This window comes from Roseibium limicola, assembly GCF_017313085.1.
Taxonomy (GTDB): Bacteria; Pseudomonadota; Alphaproteobacteria; order Rhizobiales; family Stappiaceae; genus Roseibium; species Roseibium limicola.
The window spans coordinates 1-21701 of the sequence record NZ_JAFLNF010000013.1 but is presented as its reverse complement, the minus strand read 5'-3'; the positions used below and the strand labels follow the sequence as shown (position 1 = coordinate 21701).

Annotated in this window: 19 protein-coding genes; 10 read left to right on the top strand and 9 right to left on the bottom strand. The window is 60.5% G+C overall.

Going from position 1 to position 21701, the window contains the following annotated elements; genetic code table 11:
- Positions 1–31: 31 nt before the first annotated feature.
- From J0X15_RS19715 to J0X15_RS19705, 3 genes are all read right to left on the bottom strand, one after another.
- Positions 32–3205: an efflux RND transporter permease subunit gene (locus J0X15_RS19715; RefSeq protein WP_206944642.1), complete on the bottom strand. Its 3174-nt coding sequence runs from the start codon at positions 3203–3205 to the stop codon at positions 32–34.
- A 130-nt stretch (positions 3206–3335) separates the two neighbouring features.
- Positions 3336–4526, bottom strand: coding sequence for an efflux RND transporter periplasmic adaptor subunit (locus J0X15_RS19710; protein WP_206944641.1), 1191 nt, complete (start codon positions 4524–4526; stop codon positions 3336–3338).
- A 57-nt stretch (positions 4527–4583) separates the two neighbouring features.
- A complete protein-coding gene (locus J0X15_RS19705; RefSeq protein ID WP_206944676.1) occupies positions 4584–5360 on the bottom strand; it encodes an alpha/beta hydrolase fold domain-containing protein in 777 nt (258 codons plus the stop codon).
- Between the two features lie 189 nt (positions 5361–5549).
- Here J0X15_RS19705 and J0X15_RS19700 point away from each other — a divergent pair, with 189 nt between their 5' ends.
- Positions 5550–6455 carry a LysR family transcriptional regulator gene (locus J0X15_RS19700; RefSeq protein ID WP_206944640.1) on the top strand — a complete coding sequence of 302 codons (906 nt, stop codon included), beginning with the start codon at positions 5550–5552 and terminating at the stop codon, positions 6453–6455.
- A gap of 106 nt (positions 6456–6561) precedes the next feature.
- Here J0X15_RS19700 and J0X15_RS19695 read toward each other — a convergent pair whose 3' ends face one another.
- From J0X15_RS19695 to J0X15_RS19675, 5 genes are all read right to left on the bottom strand, one after another.
- Entirely contained in the window at positions 6562–7314 is a 753-nt protein-coding gene (locus J0X15_RS19695; RefSeq protein WP_206944639.1) for an SDR family NAD(P)-dependent oxidoreductase, read from the bottom strand.
- A 24-nt stretch (positions 7315–7338) separates the two neighbouring features.
- On the bottom strand, positions 7339–8157 hold the full coding sequence (locus J0X15_RS19690) for an SDR family NAD(P)-dependent oxidoreductase (protein ID WP_206944638.1): 819 nt from the start codon (positions 8155–8157) through the stop codon (positions 7339–7341).
- On the bottom strand, positions 8154–9521 hold the full coding sequence (locus J0X15_RS19685; RefSeq protein ID WP_209015485.1) for a TRAP transporter large permease: 1368 nt from the start codon (positions 9519–9521) through the stop codon (positions 8154–8156). The genes J0X15_RS19690 and J0X15_RS19685 overlap by 4 nt, the downstream gene beginning before the upstream one ends.
- A gap of 3 nt (positions 9522–9524) precedes the next feature.
- Positions 9525–10058 (bottom strand): TRAP transporter small permease subunit, encoded by a 534-nt coding sequence (locus tag J0X15_RS19680; RefSeq protein ID WP_206944637.1) that lies wholly within the window; start codon positions 10056–10058, stop codon positions 9525–9527.
- 78 nt (positions 10059–10136) lie between these two features.
- Positions 10137–11159: a TRAP transporter substrate-binding protein gene (locus J0X15_RS19675; RefSeq protein ID WP_209015484.1), complete on the bottom strand. Its 1023-nt coding sequence runs from the start codon at positions 11157–11159 to the stop codon at positions 10137–10139.
- A gap of 200 nt (positions 11160–11359) precedes the next feature.
- Here J0X15_RS19675 and J0X15_RS19670 point away from each other — a divergent pair, with 200 nt between their 5' ends.
- From J0X15_RS19670 to J0X15_RS19655, 4 genes are read left to right on the top strand one after another with little or no spacing between them, the layout of a single operon-like run.
- On the top strand, positions 11360–12181 hold the full coding sequence (locus J0X15_RS19670) for an IclR family transcriptional regulator (RefSeq protein WP_206944635.1): 822 nt from the start codon (positions 11360–11362) through the stop codon (positions 12179–12181).
- Between the two features lie 33 nt (positions 12182–12214).
- A complete protein-coding gene (locus tag J0X15_RS19665) occupies positions 12215–13384 on the top strand; it encodes an acetyl-CoA acetyltransferase (protein WP_206944633.1) in 1170 nt (389 codons plus the stop codon).
- The gene (locus J0X15_RS19660) at positions 13381–15009 is read left to right on the top strand and encodes an acyl-CoA synthetase (protein ID WP_206944632.1); all 1629 of its coding nucleotides are present in this window, start codon (positions 13381–13383) and stop codon (positions 15007–15009) included. The genes J0X15_RS19665 and J0X15_RS19660 overlap by 4 nt, the downstream gene beginning before the upstream one ends.
- On the top strand, positions 15006–15848 hold the full coding sequence (locus J0X15_RS19655) for a hypothetical protein (RefSeq protein ID WP_206944630.1): 843 nt from the start codon (positions 15006–15008) through the stop codon (positions 15846–15848). The genes J0X15_RS19660 and J0X15_RS19655 overlap by 4 nt, the downstream gene beginning before the upstream one ends.
- 12 nt (positions 15849–15860) lie before the next feature.
- On the opposite strand, the gene J0X15_RS19650 is transcribed toward J0X15_RS19655, so the two are convergent.
- Entirely contained in the window at positions 15861–16688 is an 828-nt protein-coding gene (locus tag J0X15_RS19650) for a shikimate dehydrogenase family protein (RefSeq protein ID WP_206944628.1), read from the bottom strand.
- An 86-nt stretch (positions 16689–16774) separates the two neighbouring features.
- Between J0X15_RS19650 and J0X15_RS19645 the strand changes: the two genes are divergently transcribed.
- The 5 genes from J0X15_RS19645 (at position 16775) to J0X15_RS19625 (ending at position 21362) form a co-directional block, all read left to right on the top strand.
- Complete coding sequence (locus J0X15_RS19645; protein ID WP_206944626.1) at positions 16775–17449, top strand: GntR family transcriptional regulator; 675 nt, start codon at positions 16775–16777, stop codon at positions 17447–17449.
- A 28-nt stretch (positions 17450–17477) separates the two neighbouring features.
- Complete coding sequence (locus J0X15_RS19640; RefSeq protein ID WP_206944624.1) at positions 17478–18494, top strand: ABC transporter substrate-binding protein; 1017 nt, start codon at positions 17478–17480, stop codon at positions 18492–18494.
- 69 nt (positions 18495–18563) lie between these two features.
- Positions 18564–19331: an ABC transporter ATP-binding protein gene (locus J0X15_RS19635; RefSeq protein ID WP_206944622.1), complete on the top strand. Its 768-nt coding sequence runs from the start codon at positions 18564–18566 to the stop codon at positions 19329–19331.
- Positions 19324–20163, top strand: a complete 840-nt coding sequence (locus J0X15_RS19630) for an ABC transporter permease (RefSeq protein WP_206944620.1) — start codon at positions 19324–19326, stop codon at positions 20161–20163. The genes J0X15_RS19635 and J0X15_RS19630 overlap by 8 nt, the downstream gene beginning before the upstream one ends.
- Complete coding sequence (locus J0X15_RS19625) at positions 20160–21362, top strand: FAD-dependent oxidoreductase (RefSeq protein ID WP_206944618.1); 1203 nt, start codon at positions 20160–20162, stop codon at positions 21360–21362. The genes J0X15_RS19630 and J0X15_RS19625 overlap by 4 nt, the downstream gene beginning before the upstream one ends.
- The last annotated feature ends 339 nt before the right edge of the window (positions 21363–21701 follow it).

Below are 21701 nucleotides of genomic sequence, written 5' to 3'. Positions count from 1 at the left end.
CAATCGGGGGGATTGGCTGGCCTCTTGTTTTTTAGGCCTGCTGCAGGTCTTCAGTTTGACCGTGCTGGATCAACGGGCGATTGCCGGCAAGGCGCCGGATCAGCACGTAGAAGACCGGGGTCATGAAGATGCCGAAGAATGTGACACCAATCATGCCGGAGAACACGGCAACACCCATCGCGACGCGCATCTCCGCCCCGGCGCCGGTCGAGATGACCAGCGGCATGACACCCATGATGAAGGCCAGAGAAGTCATCAGGATCGGGCGCAGGCGCAGGCGACTGGCTTCAATGGCCGCCTCGCCCGGTGTGCGGCCGGAGAACTCGAGCTCGCGGGCAAACTCGACGATCAGGATGGCGTTTTTCGCCGAGAGCCCGACCAGCACGACCAAGCCGATCTGGGTGAAGATGTTGTTGTCGCCAGCTGTCAGCCAGACCCCTGTCAGCGCAGCAAGCACCCCCATCGGTACAATCATGATGATTGCAATGGGCAAGGTCAGGCTTTCGTACTGGGCGGCAAGCACCAGATAGACCAGCAGCAAAGCCAGCGGGAAGACGATGAACCCGGAGCTGCCCGCCAGGATCTGCTGATAGGTCAGATCCGTCCATTCAAAGCTGATCCCCTTGGGTAGGGTTTCTGCGGCGATCTGCTCGACAGCGGCCTGGGCCTGGCCTGACGAGAAACCTGGGGCAGGGCCGCCGTTCACGTCTGCCGCGAAGAAACCGTTGTAGCGGGTTGCGCGCTCCGGCCCGGTGGTGGCTTCCACTTTCAAAAGGGCCGAAAGCGGGATCATCTGCCCATTTGCCGAGCGGACCTTGAGCCGTCCTATGTCTTCCGCGTGTGCCCGGAACTTCGCATCTGCCTGTACCCGAACACTGTAGGTGCGGCCAAAGGCATTGAAGTCATTCACATACAGAGACCCGAGATAGATCTGCAGCGTCTCGAAGACATCGGTGACGGACACCCCGAGCTGCTCGGCCTTGGTGCGATCCAGATCCGCATAAAGCTGCGGAACGTTGATCTGGAAGCTGGAGAAAAGCCCGGCCAGTTCAGGTGTCTGATAGGCTTTGGTCAGGAAGGCGGTCTTGGCGGCATCCAGTGCCGAATAGCCGAGACCAGCCCGATCCTCGATTTGCAGCTTGAAGCCGCCGGTGGTTCCTAGCCCCTGAACCGGGGGCGGGGAGAACATGGCGATATAGGCATCCTGGATGGAGCCGAACTTTTGGTTCAGCTGCATCGCGATGGCGTTGCTGGAAAGCTCTGGTGTCGTGCGGTCCTCAAAGTCCGCCAGAGTAGCGAAGACAATGCCGGCGTTGGAGGAATTGGTGAACCCGTTGATCGACAGACCCGGGAAGGCAATCGCGTGTTCCACGCCCGGCTGCTCAAGCGCAATGTCGCTCATGCGCTTGATGACGTCTTCTGTCCGGTCGAGGGTGGCCCCATCCGGCAGCTGGGCAAAGCCGATCAGATACTGCTTGTCCTGCGCAGGAACAAAGCCGCCCGGCACCGAGGTGAACAGTACATAGGTCGCCCCTGCGAGCGCGAAGTAGACGGCCATGACGACGCTTTTGCGCGACAACAGCCCGCCAACGCCACGCCCATAGGCATTGGAGCCACTGCCGAATGCCCGATTGAAACCACGGAAGAACCAACCGAACAGACGGTCCATTGCCCGCGTCAAAAAGTCCTTTGGCGCGTCGTGGCCTTTCAGCAGAAGGGCGGCGAGAGCCGGCGACAGTGTCAGGGAATTGATCGCCGAGATCACTGTCGAGATGGCGATGGTCAGCGCGAACTGGCGATAGAACTGTCCGGACAAGCCGGTGATGAAGGCCAGAGGCACGAAGACGGCAACCAGTACCAGGGCGATTGCAATGATCGGCCCGGAGACTTCCTTCATCGCCTGATAAGTGGCGTTGCGTGGATTGAGGCCGTTTTCAATGTTTCGCTCGACGTTTTCCACCACGACGATGGCGTCATCGACGACGATCCCGATCGCCAGCACCAGGCCGAACAGGCTAAGAGCGTTGATCGAGAAGCCGAAGACATACATCACCCCGAAGGTGCCGATGATGGAGATGGGAACCGCAATCAGCGGAATGATCGAAGCGCGCCAGGTCTGCAGGAACAGGATGACCACGATGACCACAAGCAGCACCGCTTCAAGCAGTGTGTCGACCACCTTCTCGATGGAAGCGCGCACGAACTTGGTGGTGTCGTAGACAATCTCGTATTTCACGCCTTCCGGCATGACTTCCTGCAGCTCGTCCATGGTCGCCAGCACGGCATCGGAAATCGCGATGGCGTTCGACCCCGGCGCCTGGAAAACCGGAATTGCGACCGCCGACTTGCCGTCTAGCAATGAGCGCAAGGAGTAGTCTGCCGCGCCGAGTTCAATGCGCGCCACGTCGCGCAGGCGGGTCACCTGACCGGTGTCGCCGGTCTTTACGATGATGTTGCCGAACTCATCCGGGGTCTGCAGTCTGCCCTGAGCGTTGACACTCAGTTGCATGTCGACATCGGCAAGACTCGGGGACGCGCCAATGATCCCGGCGGCGGCCTGTACGTTCTGTTGGCGAATGGCCGTCGTGATGTCACTGGCCGCCAGATTGTGGGCCGCGGCTTTTTGCGGATCGACCCAGACGCGCATGGAGTAGTCGCCCGAGCCGAACACCTGCACCTGTCCCACACCTTGAATGCGCGCCAGCCGGTCCTTGATATTGAGAACGGCATAGTTGCGCAGATAGGTGATGTCATACCGATCGTTGGGGGAGGTCAGGTTGACCACCATCATCAGGTCGGGGGAACTTTTCACCGTGGTGATGCCAAGGCCGCGCACTTCTGCGGGCAGACGTGGTTCTGCCTGCGAGACGCGGTTCTGGACCAATTGCTGCGCCTGATCGGGATCGGTGCCAAGCTGGAAGGTCACCGTCAGGGTCATGACGCCGTCGGAGGTCGCCTGACTGGACATGTAAAGCATGCCCTCGACACCGTTGATCTGTTCCTCCAGCGGTGTCGCCACGGTTTCCGCGATGACCTTCGGGTTTGCCCCCGGATAGGTCGCGCGGACCACAATGGAGGGGGGTACGACCTCCGGGTATTCAGAGATCGGCAGGGAGCCGAGGCCAAGCAGACCCGCGACCAGGATGAGGACCGATAGCACACCGGCAAAAACCGGGCGGTCGACGAAAAAGCGTGAGATGTTCATTTCGTGGTGCCTCTTCGGGCTGATATCGAGACACAGATTTCCTGTCCGGCGGAAAAGATCGCCGCCGGCCACGTCATGTTGGGTCTCTGGATCGTGACGTCTGGCGTCGTGGCGCCAGAGCTATGCTGAACTATTGGGTGGCAGCGACCTTGTCTTCAGGCTGCGGATCGATCACTGCACCAGAGCGGATACGCTGCAGGCCATTGACCACAATCCTCTCACCGGAGGACAGGCCGCTTTCGATGATCTGCTCGCCTTCCGCGGACCGTCCGAGTTTCACTGGGCGATAGCTGACCTTGTTTTCGCTATCGACGACATAGACGAACTTCTTGTCCTGGTCGGTGCCGACAGCGCGCTCGCTGATGAGGATCTTTTCCAGCGGATTTGGTTCCCCCAGGCGAATGCGCACAAACTGCCCAGGGATCAGCCGCTTGTCGGGGTTGTCGAACACTGCCCGCACGCTGATCGTGCCACTGGCAGCATCGACCTGGTTGTCGATGAGCTGCAGTTTGCCCTTGATCGGTGTTCCTTCATCGGCAGACGTGCCGATCTCGACCGGGATCTGTTCAATCGGAGGCAGGGCCCCGTCAGAGGCAGGCAATGCCGCAAGGGCTTTTGCAACGATGTCTTCGCTGACATTGAAACTTGCGTAGATCGGGTCAATGGACACCAGCGTGGTGAGTACCGGTGAGGAGAGCCCTGCGGCAATCAGATTGCCGACCGTGACTTCGATCTTGCCGACACGCCCGCTGATCGGCGCGGTAAGCTTAGTGTAGTCAAGCTCCAGCTTCGCCGACGTGAGGGCCGCTTCCGCGGTTTGAAGATTGGCGTTGGCTTCCGCAAAGGCATTGAGCCGCTGGTCAAGTGCGCTTTGGGAAATGGCCCGTGCGCCGATGAGCTTATTGCCGCGATCCAGTTCCAGGTTTGCCAGCTTGAGCTGAGCCTGCGCCGAAGCAACCTGGCCTTCGCGCTGGGCAACCGCTGCTTCATAAGAGGCGGGGTCAATGGTGAAAAGCAGATCGCCGGCCTTCACCAGAGAGCCTTCGCGGAAATCCACCGACTGGATTGCGCCGGCAACGCGTGAACGCAACTGAATGCGGTCGACCGCCTCCAGACGGCCGGAGAATTCCTGCCAGACTGTGATTGCGCGGCTTTTCACATCGGCGACGGTGACGGGTATGGCCGGTGGTGCTGCTTGCTCGCTGGCAGCCGAAGCTGGACCGTTGACCGGTGGTTCCAGCAGGAGAACGGCTGCACCTGCAGATACAGCGAGGCTGAGGCCGGCGCCCAGAAGGACGCGGCGTGTGTTTCCTGATGACATTTTCTATCTCCTTGAGGCCCAGGGAGGTGGGCTCAAAAGCTGAATTTCAAACGAACTTCACTGGATGCTGATTGACTTTACGAAGCTGGCGAATTGGCTGTTGAGGCCAGTTTGCCAATTGGCGGCCAGGGGACACTTTGCGCCATAGATGGAGGGCCAGCCGGCGTCGGCCGGAAAGACGAAATCCTGAACTCTGACGCCGGCATCTTTAAGTTTTTGGGAGTAGTTCGCAGTTTCATCGCGCAGAGGATCGTCTACCGACGACACGACAAGGGCGGGCGCGATTCCGGCAAGCCGCGAGCAGATGCCGGGCGCTGCGTAGGGATGGCAAACTCCGCCGCTGAGGTAGTGGCTCCAGCCCTCGGACCAGCGGTCTCTCATGCCGACGGTCGCAGCTTCGCGAATGGAAGGAGATCCCATGTAGGGATCAAGCAACGGCGACAGCAGGAGCTGACCATCCAGCTCATCGGCGCGGTAATCACGCGCCTTGAGTGCAATGGCGGTGGCCAGATTGCCGCCCGACTCGGCCCCGCCGACCAGCAGAAGGGATTTGCGATTGCCGAGGCCGGCGCGCTTTTTTGCCAAATAGCTGAAGATCGAGAACCCGACTTCCAGCGGTTTTGGGAAGACGCCGCCCAGAGGGGCATTGAAATCAGGGATCACGACGATGGCACCCGTCTGGGCAAGAGCGGTTGCAACATCGCTGTCCATGCGTCCTTCTTCGAGAAAGGCGCCAGAGTGAAAATAGATCACCACCGGTGGGGACTTTTCATAGTCAGCGCCTTGATAGACTCGCACATTGACCGGGCCGATCTCGACCTTGTCGAATGTCATGTCTTTGATTTGCACTGTCTGTGTCACTGATTTCGATCCCTGACGTTTCCTGAAACGCCCAGCTATAGTCCGATCGACTACATGGCACAAATAAGGCTGTTCAGCCGGTGGAATAAGAAGGGATTTTTTGATAACACTATTCGGAATTTCGAATAATAGCGCATTGCAGCATCGGCAAGGACAGCTCATATGGATCAATTGTCGGCAATGCGGGCTTTCCTCAGAGTGGTGGAAACCGGCAATTTCTCGCGCGCTTCCGAGGCCTTGCGCATTCCCCGTGCCACGGTCACAAACCAGATCCAGAATCTGGAAGCGCACCTGCAGACGAAACTGCTCAATCGCACGACCCGACGAGTCATCGTGACGACGGATGGCGCGCTCTATTATGAACGCGCCGCCAAACTGATCGCCGAGATAGACGAGTTGGACGGCAGTCTCTCCTACTCACAGGCCAACCCGAAGGGGCGCTTGCGGGTGGAAATGTCGGGTGTTTTCGCCGACTGGATCATCATTCCAGCGCTTTGCGAGTTCTACAGGACCTACCCCGATATCCGGATCGATCTGGGCGTGGGAGACCGCACCGTCGATTATTTGCTGGAGAATGTCGATTGCGCGTTGCGGGTCAAGACACCGGGAGACCCATCGCTGATTGCCCGCCGTGTTTCTGAAATCGATTTGGTTACTTGCGCCGCAAAGTCCTATCTTGAGCGATATGGCGCGCCCTCACATCCTGATGATCTGCGAACGGAGCATCGCTGCGTCAGCTACTTCTCGCCGCAGACGGGGCAACTCTTCCCTTTTTCATTCCTGGGAGGCGAGCAACCGCTGGAAATCGAAGGACGATCACACTTTTCAGTCAATGACGGACGAAGCTATGCAACGGCAGCCCTTGCGGGCCACGGAGTGGCGCAGATGCCGCGGTTCATGGTGGCGGAAGACCTGAGGCGCGGGGATCTGGTCCCCGTCTTGACCAAGTGGCAAACAACACCTCTGCCGCTCTATATCGTCTACCCGCCCAACCGACACCTGAGCAACAAGGTTCGGGTTTTCGTCGATTGGCTCGTCAAGCTGCTGGCGGACATTGGTCAGAAGTGAATGCACTGCAGGATGGCTCGCGCAACCAAAATATGAAATCAAGAAGCCCGCCTGGAGAAATCCGGCGGGCTTTTTGGCGTTGTGAGACAACCAGGATGAACGCTGATCAAGAACGCAGAGCTGGCAGGCCGATGCCGGTGCTCTCAAAGCCACCGTCAGAAGCAACAATCTGACCCGTCACAAAACTCGCCTTGTCGCTGCACAGAAACACAATCACCTCACCGATCTCGTCTTCCGAGCCATAGCGGTTCAGGGGGATGGCGTCGTGATAGGCAGCGATAATTTCCGGCGAATGCACTGCCATCGCCAGTTTGGTCCGCACAGGCCCCGGGCAGACGCAATTGGCGCGGATGCCGTATTCGCCGAGCTCTGCCGCCTGCTGCTTGGTCATGTGCATCACGGCTGCCTTCGACGTGCCATAGGCGACACGCAGCGTTGATGCGCGAAGCCCCGAGATCGATGCGATGTTGACGATGGCGCCGCGGCTCTCCTTCAGTGCGGGGATCGCGGCCTGGGACATCAGAAACACTCCGTCGAGATTGGTGCTCATGACGGTGCGCCAGCGGGCAAAGGTTGTTTCCTCGATCGGGCCGAAATCCGCCACGCCGGCATTGTTGACCAGCGCATCAATCCGCCCAAAAGCCTTCTGTACGTCGGCAAAAAGCTGCTCGACGGCCTCGGGCTGCGACACATCGCAAGCAAACGCCTTGACCCCGTCGAGGTCCTTTGCGACGTCTTCCAGCTCGGGTGCGTCCCGGTCCACCATGGCGACGGTCCATCCATCGCGGAGGAAGAGTTTTGTGGTGGCGAGGCCGATGCCACGCGCAGCACCGGTCACAACGGCAAGTTTCTGGGTCATATGAAGTTGGTCTCCCGAAAAAAATCAGATAGCGGCATTGCCCATGAGGATCGACATACCGCCGTCAACGCGCAGATCGACACCGGTGATGAAGCCGGCAGCATCGGAGGCGAGGAACAGCGCGGCCTCCGCAATATCCCATCCCGTGCCCTGGCGTTTCATCGGCACCTGGGCAGCGCGCGCCTGGGCAACGGCTGCACCATCGCCGGATGTTGCCACATGGGCATGAACGTGGGGGGTGTCGATCATGCCCGGCACGACCGTGTTGGAACGCACACCACGTGCAGCATATTCCGCCGCAACGCTGCGCGACAATCGGCTGAGCGCGGCTTTTGACGTTTCGTAGCCGACATAGGCATAGGGGCCGTTGAGATGGGCAGCGAGCGTGGTGATATAGACGATTGCGCCGCCGCCATCCTGTTCCAGCACCGGCAGAGCGGCCTGGGTGACGTGAAAGGCGGCGTCGAGGTTGACGGCGAAGACCTTGCGCCAGTCTTCCAAAGCTGTGTCGACAATACCGCCCCGGGTGCTGATGCCGATGTTGAAATGCAGAATATCGAGCCCGCCGAGAGAACTGACCGTTGCGGCAACGGCATCTTGGGCTGCCTGCGGATCGGTCATGTCGCCAATATGGGCGGTGGCGCGGCTGCCTTCTTCGTGGATCAGCTCGACAGTGGCCTGGGCCGCGTCTGCGCTGCGATCGACAACCACAACGTCGGCACCCTCACGGGCATACAGAACAGCCGCCGCCTTGCCGTTGCCCCAGCCAGGGCCGACCGAGCCTCCACCGATGACCAGAACTCTTTTGCTGGCAACGCGGCCGGAGGGGGCAGTTGTCCTCATTGCATCACCAGATTTGGAAGCCAAAGTGCGATTTCAGGGAAGGCCACGACAAGGCCAAGCAGCACCAGCTGGACAATGACGAAGGGGATGATGCCCCGGTAGATGTCCTTCATCGCCAACATGTTGCCCGCGGCTCCCTTCAGATAGAACAAGGCGAATCCGAACGGCGGCGTCAGAAAGCTGGTTTGCAGGTTGAGCGATACCAGAATGGCGAACCAGTAGATCATTTGCGACTTGTCGATGTGGTCGCCGAGATCCATCAGCGGCACGATGGGCGCAAAGATCGGCAGCATGATCAGGGTGATTTCGATCCAGTCGAAGAAGAACCCCATGACAAAAATCATGACCATGATGGAAAGCAGCAGACCCCAGTCGCCAAACGGCAAAGCGCGCGCGGTATCGACGATGAAGTGCTCTCCGCCAACCTTGCGGAAAATGTAGGAAAAGGCAGTTGCGCCGACGAAGATGAAGAACAGCATGCCGAGGGATGTGACCGAGCCATCCATGGCTTCTTTCAGGGTCAGTCGGTTCAGGCGGCCGCGCAAAAATCCAAGCAGCAATGCGGCGACTACACCGACACCAGAGGCTTCTGTCGGAGTGGCTATGCCGCCAAGAATGGAGCCGAGCACCGCGGTGATCATCAACAGGGGCGCGAGGACGGATTTGATCGTCTCCAACCACAACCCGGTTTTCTCCGCATTCGAAAGGGGAGGTGCTTTTGGGGCGAGGGAGGGTTGAAGAAACGATCGCACGACGATGTAGATCACATAGCAGACGGCCAGCAGCAAACCGGGCAACAGCGCGGCAATGAACAGCCGCCCCAGCGAGATCGACAGCAGATCCCCCATGAACACCAGCATGACCGACGGCGGAATGAGGATGCCCAGCGTTCCGGCAGACGCGATGGTGCCGGCGGAAAGCCCCTTGTCATAGCCATTCTCCAGCATGGTCGGCAGCGCCAGCATCGTCAGCATGATGACGGAGGCGCCGATGATGCCGGTCGCTGCGGCGAGGATTGTGCCCATTAGCACGACAGCCAGAGCCAGACCGCCGGGCACGACGCGCATCAGCCGCTGCAGGGTCAACAGCAGGTCTTCGGCAATCCGCGTCTTTTCCATGATCAGCCCCATGAAAATGAACATCGGGGCGGCGACCAGAACGGCATTGTCGATGGTGCCGGAAAAGATCCGGTTGGGCAGCAGTGTGGCATGGACCAGGCGCATGTCGCCGGTCCAGATCGCCAACAGCCCGAAGATGAGGCTCGTGCCCATCAGCATGATCGCGACCGGCGCGCCGGAGAACAGCAGGATGATCAGCGACAGGAACATGGCGCCGGGCAGTAGTGAGGAGATGATCTCCATCATGGCTTAGCGCTCCCAGGGGCTGTGCAGAATGTCGGGTCGGCGCAAAGCGACAATGGCTCTGAAGAGGACCGCCAGGCCGCCGGAGATTGTGAGAAGGGCGCCCAATGGGATCATCGACTTGATGATCCAGCGGTGTGACAGGCCGACCCCGCCGGGGCTGCTTTCGCCGCGCAGGAAAGAGCGCAGGACGAAGTCGTAGCCGAACCAGATGAGCAACAACATGAAGGGAATGAGAAAGGCCACGATCGCTGCGATTTCGAGCCAGAGCCGGGTGTTCTGCTGCATGTTGGTGGAGAAGACGTCAATTCGCACATGGGCGTTGGCCAGATAGGTCCAGCCGAAACACAGCACGGCAATCGTGCCGTGGATGTGCCACTCCAGTTCCTGAAGCTTGAAGGAACCGGTTGAGAAAAAACGTCGGCCGACAACATCATATAAGATGACGGCTGCCAGTACCAGCAGCAGCCAGCCACAGAGTTTGGCCGCCAGTTGGCACGGGATGGCCAGCAAGTCGGAGAGCCGCAAAAGGATGATCATCAGACGAGCCTTGGGTCTGGTGAGATGGTGCCGAAACACCAGCCTATGGGCCGGGCGCGCGGCGCCCGGCGCTTCTGGTTATTTCAAATAGGCGAGGTCGGACCAGTTCTGGAAGTTCGCGCGGAACTCCGACAGGCTTTCCCAGGCACGTTTGAAATCCGGATCGGCTTCGGATTGCTCTAATGCTACTTCATCCCAGGACTGCTTGAAGGCCGCCATCATCTCGTCATTCCATTGATGCACCTGAACGCCAGCGGCCTTCAGATCTTCCAGCGGCTGAAGCTGCTTGGCTTCGCCTTCCGCCGCCGTCATCGCGACATTCGCCTGACATGCAGTCTGAATGACAGTCTGCTGCTGGCCTGACAGGCCGTCCCAGACGTCCTGATTGATGATGAAGGTGATCAACGATGTCTGCTGATGCCATCCCGGGAAATAGTAATGGGAGGCGTACTCGTTCATGCCGACAGCTTTGTCGATCAGCGGGAACGAGACTTCGGCAGCATCAATGGTACCAAGGCGAAGTCCGGTCAGCGTGTCGGCAACCGGCATTGACTGGGCTTCGACGCCAAGTTTGCCCATGACAGCAGCACCCAGGCCGAAGACCCGCATCTTGATGCCCTGAAGATCGGCCGGTGTGTTGATTTCCTTGGCAAACCAGCCGGAAGCTTCCGGCACCAGAATGGCGCAAAGCTCGGTATGAATGTTGTACTCGGCGGTGATGTCGGCCCAGATGTCCTTGCCGCCGCCATAGTACCACCAGGCGGTGTAAGCGCGAATGTCCGGTCCAAACGGCACGGCGGTGAATATCGCAGCAGACGGGATGATCCCCTGTGCAAAGCCGGGACTGTACCAGCCGGCATCGACGGCGCCGGTGGAAATCGCATCCCACATCTCGTTGCCGCCGACTATGGCGCCGGGTTCGTTGAATTCAATTTTCAACTCACCACCGGTCAGGGCTTCCACCTGTTCGGTCAGATGGATGCCGCTGTCTCCCAGCAACGGCAACGATGACGGATACACGCTCTGCATGACCAGGGTTTCGGCCTGGGCCGCGGCTGACAGCGAGAGCGCCGCAGCAGCGGCAATGGCTAAGGTCTTCATCAGTTTTTCCTCCCAAAAGCGCGTTCATCTCTGGTGATTAGTGCCGCAAGGTTTAGGGCAGTATCCACATAATGGATGATTTCGCTTGAGTGAGCGTAGCGGTATGATCATCAAAATGTAAGGCAAAATTTGCAATTCGTTGAATTTCAGAAGAGAAAGAGACAAGATGAGACAGAAGAAATATAAATGGCGTTCACAATATGGATAGTGCGCCGCAGCAAAAAGAAGCCGAGCCAGCTGGCGCGCAAAGCGTTGATAGGGCCCTCGGCTTGCTGTCGTCTATTGCCCGGGCCGGAGGAAGTGCCGTCTCTATCAATTACTTGCTGGAACAGAGTGGGCTGAGCCGACCAACGGTTCGCCGCATGTTGCTGGCGCTCATCCGGGCGGGACTGGTCGAGCAGGATGCGGACAGCCGCTCCTATGCTCTCGGGCCAGAAAGCTACGTTATCGGCCTGATGGCAAACCGGCGGTTTGATCTGCTTGATCTGGCAATCGATAGTCTTATGGCTCTGGCGCGCGACAGCGAGGATACCTGTTTTCTATCGATCCGCCGGGGAGCCTATTCGGTTTGCCTACACCGGGAGGATGGTCCTTTTCCTATTCGCACCCATGCGCTTCAGGCCGGTCAAAGCCATCCGCTCGGGGTCGGTGCCGGGGCAATGGCCATTCTGGCGGCATTGCCCGACGCCCAAGTCGAAGAGGTGATTGCCGACACGGCGCAAGCGCTGGCCACCGGGTATCCGGGGTACACGCCAGATCTTTTGCGTGAGCATGTGGAGGAAACACGGGCGCGTGGATGGTCGGCCAATCCGGGGCTGTATCTGCCGAACTCGTGGGCGGTTGGTATTGCAATCATCGGGCCGGGCGGAGAGCCCATCGGGGCTCTGTCGGTGGCAGCACTGGACACGCGCATGCAGCCTGAACGGCAACACCAGATTGCTGACCTTCTCAAGCGCGAAAAGCGTTCGGTGGAAGCGAAGCTGAACCGGAAACTGGCATTCAAAAATCCAAGCACGGCCTGATCAGGCTTGCGGGGACAGGTGGGAGGAGACGGGATGAACCATGCTCAGATAGTGGGGTGGGCCCATAGCAAATTCGGCAAGTCCGACTTGGCCGGCCTGGAGGGCCTGATGGCGGAGGTCGTAACTGCTGCGCTGGAGCATGCCGGTGTCGGTGCCTCGGATGTGGATGGCATCTTCGTCGGGGTCTTCAACAACGGCTTTTCCGCGCAGGCCTTTGAGGCGGCCTTGGTTGGCATGGCGTTGGATGACTTGCGCCATGTGCCGGCCACCCGGTTGGAAAATGCCTGTGCGACAGGATCCGCTGCGCTTTATGCAGCGATGGACTTCATCGCTGCCGGACGGGGCAAGATTGCGCTGGTTATCGGCGCGGAGAAAATGACCGGCGTTCCCACATCTCAGGCGGGCGAGATCATGCTCGGTGGGTGCTACCGGGTCGAAGAAGATCGCGTCGATGCAGGCTTTGCAGGTATCTTCGGAAAGATCGCTCAAACGTATTTTCAGGAAAACGGCGACCACTCCAGAGAGCTGGCGATGATTGCCGCCAAAAACCACAGCAACGGCCTGCGCAATCCTTATGCTCATATGCGCAAGGATCTGGATGCGACCTTCTGCAACACGGTGTCCGAGAAGAACCCTCTGGTGGCAGGCCCTTTGCGGCGCACCGACTGCTCGTTGATTTCGGATGGCGCCGCAGCGCTGATCGTCGCGGCTCCGGAGGTGGGGGAAACCCTGCAACGCGCCATCGGCTTCCGCGCCCGCAATCAGGTCAACGATGTGCTGGCCTTGTCGCGTCGGGATGTCACCGAGTTTGCCGGAGCACGCGGCGCATGGCAGGCATCACTGAAGGAGGCCGGATTGTCCCTCGATGATCTGGACATGGTGGAAACCCATGACTGCTTCACCATTGCCGAGCTTCTGGAATATGAAGCCATGGGTCTGGCGGAGCGCGGTCAAGGCGGCCGGGTCATTCGCGAGGGCATCTCTGCCCGCGATGGCAAGCTGCCGATCAATCCGTCCGGCGGCCTGAAGTCCCGAGGGCATCCTTTGGGGGCGACCGGCGTCTCTCAGCACGTCATGGCCGCGATGCAGCTGGCGGGTGAGGCGGGCGACATGCAGCTTCCCGACATCACACTTGCAGGTGTCTTCAATATGGGCGGCGCTGCCGTTGCCAATTATGTATCCATTCTGGAGCGGGTGAAATGAACTCTGAAACCGCCAATCGCGACACGTCGCTGCCTTGGTCGACGCGCAGCTCGAACATCGCGCATTTTCTTACCCGCAACGCCCGCCGCCTCGGCGCACGTCCGGCCATCATCTGGGGCGACCATCGCTGGACTTGGGGAGAGCTCGATGCTCGGGTCTCGGCACTGGCGATTGCCATGCGCGACGACTTCGGCATACGCCATGGCGACCGGATTCTGGTGCAGTCTCCCAACAACAACCAGATCACCGAAATCATGCTGGCCTGTTTCCGGTTGGGGGCAGTCTGGGTGCCCTCCAATTTCCGTCAGGGCGCCGATGAAGTGGCCTTTTTGGCGCAGAAGGCCGATGTCGCCATGATGTTCTGCGAGGAGGGTTTTCCCGCCCATGCCGCAGCCTGCCGCGCTGGCCTGCCCGAAATGGCCAGTGTGGTGGTGATCGGAAACGGCGACTTCGGTTCCTCTTATGAGGAATTGATTGCGGGCCACCTCGGGAAGGATCTGCCCAATGCGGATGTGGACCGCGACGATCCCTGTTGGCTGTTCTTTACCTCCGGCTCGACAGGTCACCCCAAGGCGGTGGTTCTGACCCATGGCCAGCTGACCTTCACCATCGTCAATCATCTGAATGACCTGATGCCGTCGTCGACACCCGACGACGTCAGCCTGGTGGTTGCCCCTCTGTCGCATGGGGCGGGCATGCACCAGCTGACCCAACTGGCCGTGGGAGCTGCAAGTGTGCTCTTGCCAGCGGGCCGGTTTGACCCCGCGGTGGCCTGGGAGCTGGTGGCACGCCACAAGGTCACCAACATGTTCACCGTGCCGACCATCGTGAAGATGCTGGTCGAGCATCCGTCCGTCGATGAGCACGATCACACCAGCCTGCGCTATGTCATCTATGCGGGTGCGCCGATGTACCGGGAAGATCAGAAGGTGGCCCTGCGCAAGCTGGGCCGGGTTCTGGTGCAATACTTCGGATTGGGGGAAGTTACCGGCGCCATCACCGTTCTGCCGCCCCATGATCATCACTTGGAGGATGGCCCGCACGCCCGTGTCGGCACCTGCGGCATTGAGCGCACGGGCCTGCAGATCAGCATTCAGGATGATGACGGCAACCACCTTCCGGCTTTCGCCACGGGCGAAATTTGCGTGACCGGGCCTGCCGTTTGTGCCGGATACTACCGGGACGAGGACGCCAACAAGAAAGCCTTCCGCGACGGCTGGTTCCGCACCGGTGATCTGGGGCACCTGGATGCCGAAGGCTATCTCTTCATCACCGGACGGGCCTCGGACATGTATATCTCCGGCGGATCCAACGTCTATCCGCGCGAAGTCGAAGAGCTGCTTCTCACGCACCCGGCCTTGAAGGAAGTGGCGGTGCTCGGCATTCCCCATCCGAAATGGGGGGAGGTCGGGCTTGCGGTTTGCGTTGCCGAGGCTGGGCAGGAGCTGGACGAGATGTCCCTGCTGGAAGTGCTGCATGGACGGCTGGCGAAATACAAGCTGCCGAGCCATTTCGTCTTTCTTGAGGACATGCCGAAGACCGGCTACGGCAAGATTACCAAGAAGCTTATTCGCGAGGAGCTGACCTCACGCGGGCTGATGCCGAACCTGGAGACCGTAGCATGAGCAGGTCTCACTTGATCCGACATCCCGGTCCACCAACTCAGCCGCGCCGACATGTGGTGCGCGGCGTGGCTGAGCCTTTGTCCTTTGAGCTGGGCGCGGGCGAGGTCTTGATGACCGCGATTGCCCAGGTGATGGACGCCGCAGACTGCGACAGCGCCGTGGTGCGTCTCGATGGTCTGGTGTTGGGTCCATATGAGTTTGTCATGCCGGACAAATCCCCGGATGACGATCATGCGGCCTGGTACAGCGAAACCCACAGCGGTCCGAGCGCCCGACTGGATCGCGGCACGGCCATCGTCGGACGGCGAAACGGCGAGTGGTTTCTGCACTGTCACGCGATCTGGGAAGATCCACAGCGCGGACGCTGTGCCGGCCATTTGCTGCCGCATCAGGTGACGATTGGTGCGGCCTATTCCGGCGCGGGCTATCGTTTTGACGGCGGCTGCTTTGATGTCACAGCGGATGCGGAGACCAATTTCTCGTTCTTTCGCCCCAGACAGCTCAGGCAGAGGCAGGAGGTCAACGCCGCCATTGTCTCCCTTGCGCCGCATGAAGACCTCTCGACGGCTGTCGCCGAACTTTCTGCGGAACTGGCGCTGGGCAATCCTCAGGTCGTCGGGATCGGCAGTCTGATCGGGGCTGACTTTATCGACGCACCATCAATGGAATCGCCGATCTCCGAAGTGTTGCTTCTCAATGGTGCTTGCGGTGCCGGGCCCGATGGCCCGTATCTGCCCACCTTTTGCGTTGATCCGGACGGGAACTTCTTCGAAGGAACGCTCAAGCCCAAGACCGTCCCTGTCTGCGTAACTTTTGAGATGTTGCTCGTTGCTGGCTAGGACGCGGAACGCCTATTGATCTGCGATCGGCCCGCCCAGGCCGATGTGATCGAGTTGGGCCTGCAGCTGGCCGGCTCCCATGTCGTTGCCGCAGACGAGGCGTGCACCGTGCTTGCGGGCCTGCGCCAGAAATGGCGTGTCTCCGCTGGCGGTGATTACGTCACAAGCGGCAGACGCATTGGCAATCTCTTCGGGTGTGAACGGCAGGGCGTCGTCCTCTGACTTTCCCAGAACCGTCGCGTTGATCAGGATATCGGCTGAGGCTTCGGACCCAAGAAGCCGCACCTTCGGCCAATGGTTTTGCACTAGGGCCAGAGCGGCGGCTTCGCGCACCGGGTCGATCTCGCTTAGCCGCAGAGCGGCAATACCCAGCTCGCACAGCGCATCAATGATCGCCAGTCCCGCGCCGCCACCAGCTCCGGCGACATGGACAGTCTTGGCGCAAATCTCGATGCCGCGCTCCTGCATCGCCTTGGTCATCGCCAGCCCGTCTGTGGCGTCGCCGATCAATTTGCCGTCAGCAGTGCGGCGAACAGTGTTGAGAGCCCCCAGACGCGCTGCCCGGTCCGACATTGCGTCGACTGCCTCGAAGGCTGCCTGTTTGTGCGGATAGGTGATCGAGCAGCCAAGTATGTTGGCGCTGGCCCGCATCAGGCGCCAAAACCCGTCGAGCCCTTCGGGCGCGATGTCCAGTCCGAACATCACCGCATCGATGCCATCCCGCGCAAAGCGCTCGTTGAAAGCTGGCGGCGAGAACACACCGGAAACCGGATGGCCGATGATCGGAAACAGCCGTGTGGCGCCGGTTGGGGCCGGAATTCTGGGAAGGTGTGTGGACATGGGGAACCGATCCTTCGGGAATGAAGCTTGACAGTTCTAGTAAACGAAACAAGAAATATCCAACATTTTTGATATTGGGACACGAAATGCTCTTCGGCAATCGCGACAAGGATGACGAGACGGTCGTGGCGATGCTCGCCTCGGCCTTGCGGCGCGATATCGCCTTCGGCCTGTTGCCGCCGGATCAGAAGCTGAAGATCGAGGGCCTGCGCCAACGTTACGGCGGATCGAACCATTCCATGCGCGAAACCTTGCGTCTGTTGTCGGCGGAAGGCTTGGTGGAAGCCACGACCCAGCGCGGCTTTCGCGTCATGTCGGCGACCCAGCAGGATCTGGAGGACATTCTCTTCATGCGGCTGGAGGTGGAGAAGCTCGGTCTGTCCCGGTCGATGGAGAATGCGACGGTGCAATGGGAAGGCACGGTGATGGCGGCCTTTCATGCATTGGGTCACGCGCAGCGCCAGGTTCAGGCCGCACCGGATGACGTCACGGCTCTCGAGTGGGACGACGCCTGTTGCACGGTTCACAAGACCCTGGTCGTTGCCAGCCGGTCGCCGCGACTGATCGACATGGCGGCAAAGTTCTACAACCAGTCCCGCCGGTTCCATTTGGCGCTCCTGCGGGAAGGCCGTATCGATTTCGCCGTGAGGGAAGCACGGCAAAAGGCCCTTTGCGAGGCGGTTCTCGCAGGGCAAACCACACGGGCGCTCGCCCTTCTTGAAGAGGAGATCAGGCAAGATCTCGGTGAGCAGTCCATCTGATAAAAAGCCATGTTTCGGGAGGAAACCAATGAAACTCAGCAGACGTGAAACCCTTGGCCTGATCGGCGGCGCTGCCGCTCTCGGCCTTGCCAGTCCGGCCATTGCCCAGAACCGCAAGACGGTTGTCGGCGCGATGAACCTCACCAGCCATTCCGGCAGTTTCATTGCGCTTGAGCGCGGCTACTTCGAAAAGGCCGGGCTTGATGTGGAACTGAAGTTCTTCCAGGCGGCCCAGCCGATGGCGGTTGCCATCGCCAGTGGCGACGTTGACTTCGGTGTCACCGCCATGTCCGGCGGTCTGATCTCGCTGGCGCAAAAAGGCGCCGTGAAAGTCATCGGCGGCGCGCTGGCCGAAGAGCCCGGCATCGATGGCCAGAAGCTCCTTGCCTCCGACGCGGCTTTCCAGGCCGGGCTGACCTCGGCCGCTGGTCTCGATGGCAAGCGCTTCGGCGTCACCACAGCCGGCTCGTCGTTCCACTACATGGGCTCGAAAATTGCTGCAGCCGAAGGCGGAATACCGCAGTTCGTACCATTGCAGAAGGTCGGTGCCGTCATTGGCGCCCTGAAGTCCGGTCAGATCGATGCCTGGTCGATTGTTCCGCATATCGCCAAGCCGCTGGCCGCCTCCGGCGCGGTTCACATCATTGGCAATGTCTCCGACTTCTTGCCAAACTATCAGGTGACCACGGTCTTCACCTCCGAGAAGAACGCCTCGGGTGACAAGGGCCTGACGGAGGCCTTCCTGAAAGGCTTCTCCGATGGCGTTGCCGACTATGATGACACGATGGTGGATCGCACCAACGGCGACGAAGCAGTCGATGAGATGGTCAAGCTCATTCACAACTACGTCTATGCGGACCGTCCGCTGGAAAAAGCTGCCCCATCGATCATCAACGGCTCCATGCGTCTCAACCGCGGCGCGGCTCTCAACATGGCGTCGCTCGGCGATCAGCTAGCGTGGTTTCAGGCCGAAGGTCTGGTCGACAGCGCGATCACTCTCGACACCATTGTGGATGCCAGCTTCGTCGAAACCATCGACGGCTGATTCTGCTTCTGTTGCCGGCGGCGGCACGCCTCGCCGCCGGTGCCTTGATGCTTTTTGAGAGAGAGTTCCATGGACATTCGACTCGACGCCATCAGTCACAGCTATGGCGAGACCGAGGTGCTGCGGGATATCACGCTGGACATTCCCTCCGGCAAGATCGTCTGTCTCGTCGGCCCCTCCGGCTGTGGCAAGTCCACATTGCTGCGGTTCGCCGGCGGGCTTGAACGCCCCACCGCCGGGCGTATCCTGCAGCTCGGCACACCGCCGCAGAACTGCCTCAACCCGCTGACCTACATCTTTCAGGATTTTGCGCTGCTGCCCTGGCGCTCCGTGCGCGGCAATATCTCGTTGGTGCTGGAGGATCATGGAATTCGCGGTGCGCGGGCTGACGCAATCATTGCCGACGTTCTGGCGCGCACCAAGCTGAGCGACTTTGCCAAGGCCCTGCCGAAGCAGCTGTCGGGCGGCATGAAGCAGCGCGTCGCCATTGCTCGCGCCCTGGCCGTCAACCCGGCCGTCATGCTGATGGATGAGCCGCTGTCCGCCCTCGACAGCCAGACACGCGAACTGCTGATGGACGATCTGGTCACCCTGTGGACCCGCACACCTTTCACGGCCGTCTACGTCACCCATAACCTGAATGAGGCTGTCCGCCTCGGCCACAGGGTTGTGGTGCTGTCGCGCCGACCGGGTAGCATTCGGGAGATTGTCGAGATCGACAAGCCGTTGAGTGAGCGTGGCTATGCCGACAGCGAGCTGGAGACCATCCAGAAGCACCTCTGGGACTTGATGCGCGAAGAAGCCCGCGCCGCCGACGAGGAACTGATTGATGCCTGAGACCACTCTCTCTTCACCCTCTCCCGCGTCGCCCTCTGGTGCAGAGACCCGGCAGGAGGTTCGCTTTCGTGGCGGCGGGTTTGCGCCCAAAAGCCGCCGCTGGGTGGCTTTCGTTGTTTTCGCGGTGATCATCGCAGTCGCCGAATGGGGCACGCGCACAGGCTGGATTTCCGCGCTGACTCTGCCCAGGCCTTCTGATGTTCTACAGACACTGATTGATCTTTATGCCAGCGGCATGCTGTTCAAGCATCTGGGCCTGTCTTTGACGCGGCTGGTGGTTGGCGCAGCCCTTGGCGCTTCCCTGGGCATAGCGGTCGGGGTGACCATCGGACTGTTTTCTTATGTACGCGCCGGTCTGGTGCCGCTGGTGGCAGCCCTGTTCCCGATTCCGAAGATTGCCCTGCTGCCGTTGTTCGTCATCTGGTTCGGCATTGATGAGGCCTCGAAATACGCGTTGATCGCGTTTGGCACTTTCACGCCGACAGTAGTCGCCACCTATGGTGCGGTCGACAATGTGGATCGTTCGCTCATTCGCATGGGCCAGAGCTTTGGCCTGTCGTGGCTGTCGATTGTCCGCAAGATCGTGCTGCCCGGTGCCATGCCGGGCATTCTGTCCGGCCTGCGCATCAGCCTGGCCATCGCCATCATTCTGCTCGTGGCTGCGGAAATGCTCGGCGCGCAATATGGCATCGGCGCCTATATCCTCGAAGCGGGCTCGCTTTACGATCTGGAACGGCTGTTTGCCGGCGTGCTTATTCTCTCCCTTCTGGGCGTTCTGTTGAGTACGACCATCGGCATGATCGAGCGGCGGCTTCTGGGGTGGCGGTCATGAGCCGCAAACCCGAAGCAGACTATGACGTGATCGTCGCCGGCGGCGGAGCGGGCGGGGTCGGCGCGGCGCTGGGCGCGGCACAGGCCGGAGCCAAGACCCTTCTGGTCGAGAAGTACGGCTTTCTCGGCGGTGCCGCGACCACTTCCAACGTTTTGGCCTATTGCGGCTTCTTTCAGCAGGGAGAAGACCCGATCAAGGCGGTGGGCGGTGTTGCCGATCTCGTCCTCGACGAGTTGCGGGCGCTGGGCTTGCCGTGTGATCCGTTCAAATCGCCGACCACGGCCAACTGGATCATTCTGCTGGAACCCGAGGCGGTCAAGCTGGCCCTTGACCGGGTGCTGGCCCGGCATAACGTCGATGTTCTGCTGCACACCCGTGTGGCCGCGGTCACAAGAACCGCCGATCGGCTGGAAGCCGTCACCCTTGCCGGAATGGACGGACGTGCGCGAATTGCCGCCGAGGCCTTCGTCGACGCCACCGGCGACGCCAATCTGGCTCTTCTGGCGGGAATGACCTGTCGCAGTGGCAATGAGATGGGTCACCTTCAGGCTGTCTCGGCGCCGATCCGGGTCGGCGGGCGCAATCCGGCTGTCCCCATCGATCGCCAGGCCATCATCGACGCCTTCAAGCACTACAACACCCACGGCGCCTGGCCCGTCGCCCGTCCGGATGGCGGCATCTACACCGAGGTGCCGCTGACCGGCGAGATGTGGTGGATGATGTTCGACCATCCGATGGAAGACCTGTCGTCGCGCTCCTTCACCCGGGCGGAGCAGGCAGCGCGCGCCGCAGCCCATGACTATGTCCAGGTGTTGCGCCAGGGCGTACCGGGCTTCGAAAACGCCTATCTCGTCCAGACCGGCCCGCAGATCGGCATTCGCGAAAGTCGACACCCGCCGGCACGCTATGAGTTGACCGGCGAGGATCTCCTCACCGGCCGCCAACGTGCCGATGGTGTGGCGCGCGCCGCCTGGCCGATCGAGGACCACTCCGTCCCGGGAAAGCCGGTCTATCGGCCGATCGGTGGCGCGGGCTTTGCTGATATCCCCCTCGACTGCCTGCGCGCCAAGGGGCTGGAGAACCTGTGTTATGCCGGCCGGGTGATCGGCGCAGACAGCACGGCCTATGCCTCGATCCGGGTGATGGGCACAGCGTTTGCCACCGGCGAGGCGGCGGGACGGTTCAGCGCCAAGGGCTGATCTGGGGCTGGCTTGGGGCACGACTGGTGCGGCTGCAGAGAGACCAATGCGGAGGCGGCGCGGGGAAACCGGCCGCCTTTTGGCTTTTTTGCTCCCGGCAGAACTGCCCAACAAAGTCAGGCAGGGTCCGGGAATGGCGATCCCTCGGCAGCGCCCATATGCTGAACGCAAATTAAGGTTCTGTGGGGAAGTTTGATTGAACGCAGGGGATGTTTAGGGTTTTGGGGGTTTGTCCGGATTTGGTTTGCCGGCTTTTCCCCAGGGCGGGCAAAGCGGGCTGAATTTTTTTGGTCGATTTGGGTTTTTTGGCGTTGACCCCTGTGCCTGGTCTCCGTATAA

What these genes read in the sequence shown, in the direction of transcription:
- J0X15_RS19715 (WP_206944642.1), bottom strand. Translation starts at nt 3,205, where the DNA reads ATGAACATCTCACGCTTTTTCGTCGACCGCCCGGTTTTTGCCGGTGTG.
- J0X15_RS19710 (WP_206944641.1), bottom strand. Translation starts at nt 4,526, where the DNA reads ATGTCATCAGGAAACACACGCCGCGTCCTTCTGGGCGCCGGCCTCAGC.
- J0X15_RS19705 (WP_206944676.1), bottom strand. Translation starts at nt 5,360, where the DNA reads ATGACATTCGACAAGGTCGAGATCGGCCCGGTCAATGTGCGAGTCTAT.
- J0X15_RS19700 (WP_206944640.1), top strand. Translation starts at nt 5,550, where the DNA reads ATGGATCAATTGTCGGCAATGCGGGCTTTCCTCAGAGTGGTGGAAACC.
- J0X15_RS19695 (WP_206944639.1), bottom strand. Translation starts at nt 7,314, where the DNA reads ATGACCCAGAAACTTGCCGTTGTGACCGGTGCTGCGCGTGGCATCGGC.
- J0X15_RS19690 (WP_206944638.1), bottom strand. Translation starts at nt 8,157, where the DNA reads ATGAGGACAACTGCCCCCTCCGGCCGCGTTGCCAGCAAAAGAGTTCTG.
- J0X15_RS19685 (WP_209015485.1), bottom strand. Translation starts at nt 9,521, where the DNA reads ATGATGGAGATCATCTCCTCACTACTGCCCGGCGCCATGTTCCTGTCG.
- J0X15_RS19680 (WP_206944637.1), bottom strand. Translation starts at nt 10,058, where the DNA reads ATGATCATCCTTTTGCGGCTCTCCGACTTGCTGGCCATCCCGTGCCAA.
- J0X15_RS19675 (WP_209015484.1), bottom strand. Translation starts at nt 11,159, where the DNA reads ATGAAGACCTTAGCCATTGCCGCTGCTGCGGCGCTCTCGCTGTCAGCC.
- J0X15_RS19670 (WP_206944635.1), top strand. Translation starts at nt 11,360, where the DNA reads ATGGATAGTGCGCCGCAGCAAAAAGAAGCCGAGCCAGCTGGCGCGCAA.
- J0X15_RS19665 (WP_206944633.1), top strand. Translation starts at nt 12,215, where the DNA reads ATGAACCATGCTCAGATAGTGGGGTGGGCCCATAGCAAATTCGGCAAG.
- J0X15_RS19660 (WP_206944632.1), top strand. Translation starts at nt 13,381, where the DNA reads ATGAACTCTGAAACCGCCAATCGCGACACGTCGCTGCCTTGGTCGACG.
- J0X15_RS19655 (WP_206944630.1), top strand. Translation starts at nt 15,006, where the DNA reads ATGAGCAGGTCTCACTTGATCCGACATCCCGGTCCACCAACTCAGCCG.
- J0X15_RS19650 (WP_206944628.1), bottom strand. Translation starts at nt 16,688, where the DNA reads ATGTCCACACACCTTCCCAGAATTCCGGCCCCAACCGGCGCCACACGG.
- J0X15_RS19645 (WP_206944626.1), top strand. Translation starts at nt 16,775, where the DNA reads ATGCTCTTCGGCAATCGCGACAAGGATGACGAGACGGTCGTGGCGATG.
- J0X15_RS19640 (WP_206944624.1), top strand. Translation starts at nt 17,478, where the DNA reads ATGAAACTCAGCAGACGTGAAACCCTTGGCCTGATCGGCGGCGCTGCC.
- J0X15_RS19635 (WP_206944622.1), top strand. Translation starts at nt 18,564, where the DNA reads ATGGACATTCGACTCGACGCCATCAGTCACAGCTATGGCGAGACCGAG.
- J0X15_RS19630 (WP_206944620.1), top strand. Translation starts at nt 19,324, where the DNA reads ATGCCTGAGACCACTCTCTCTTCACCCTCTCCCGCGTCGCCCTCTGGT.
- J0X15_RS19625 (WP_206944618.1), top strand. Translation starts at nt 20,160, where the DNA reads ATGAGCCGCAAACCCGAAGCAGACTATGACGTGATCGTCGCCGGCGGC.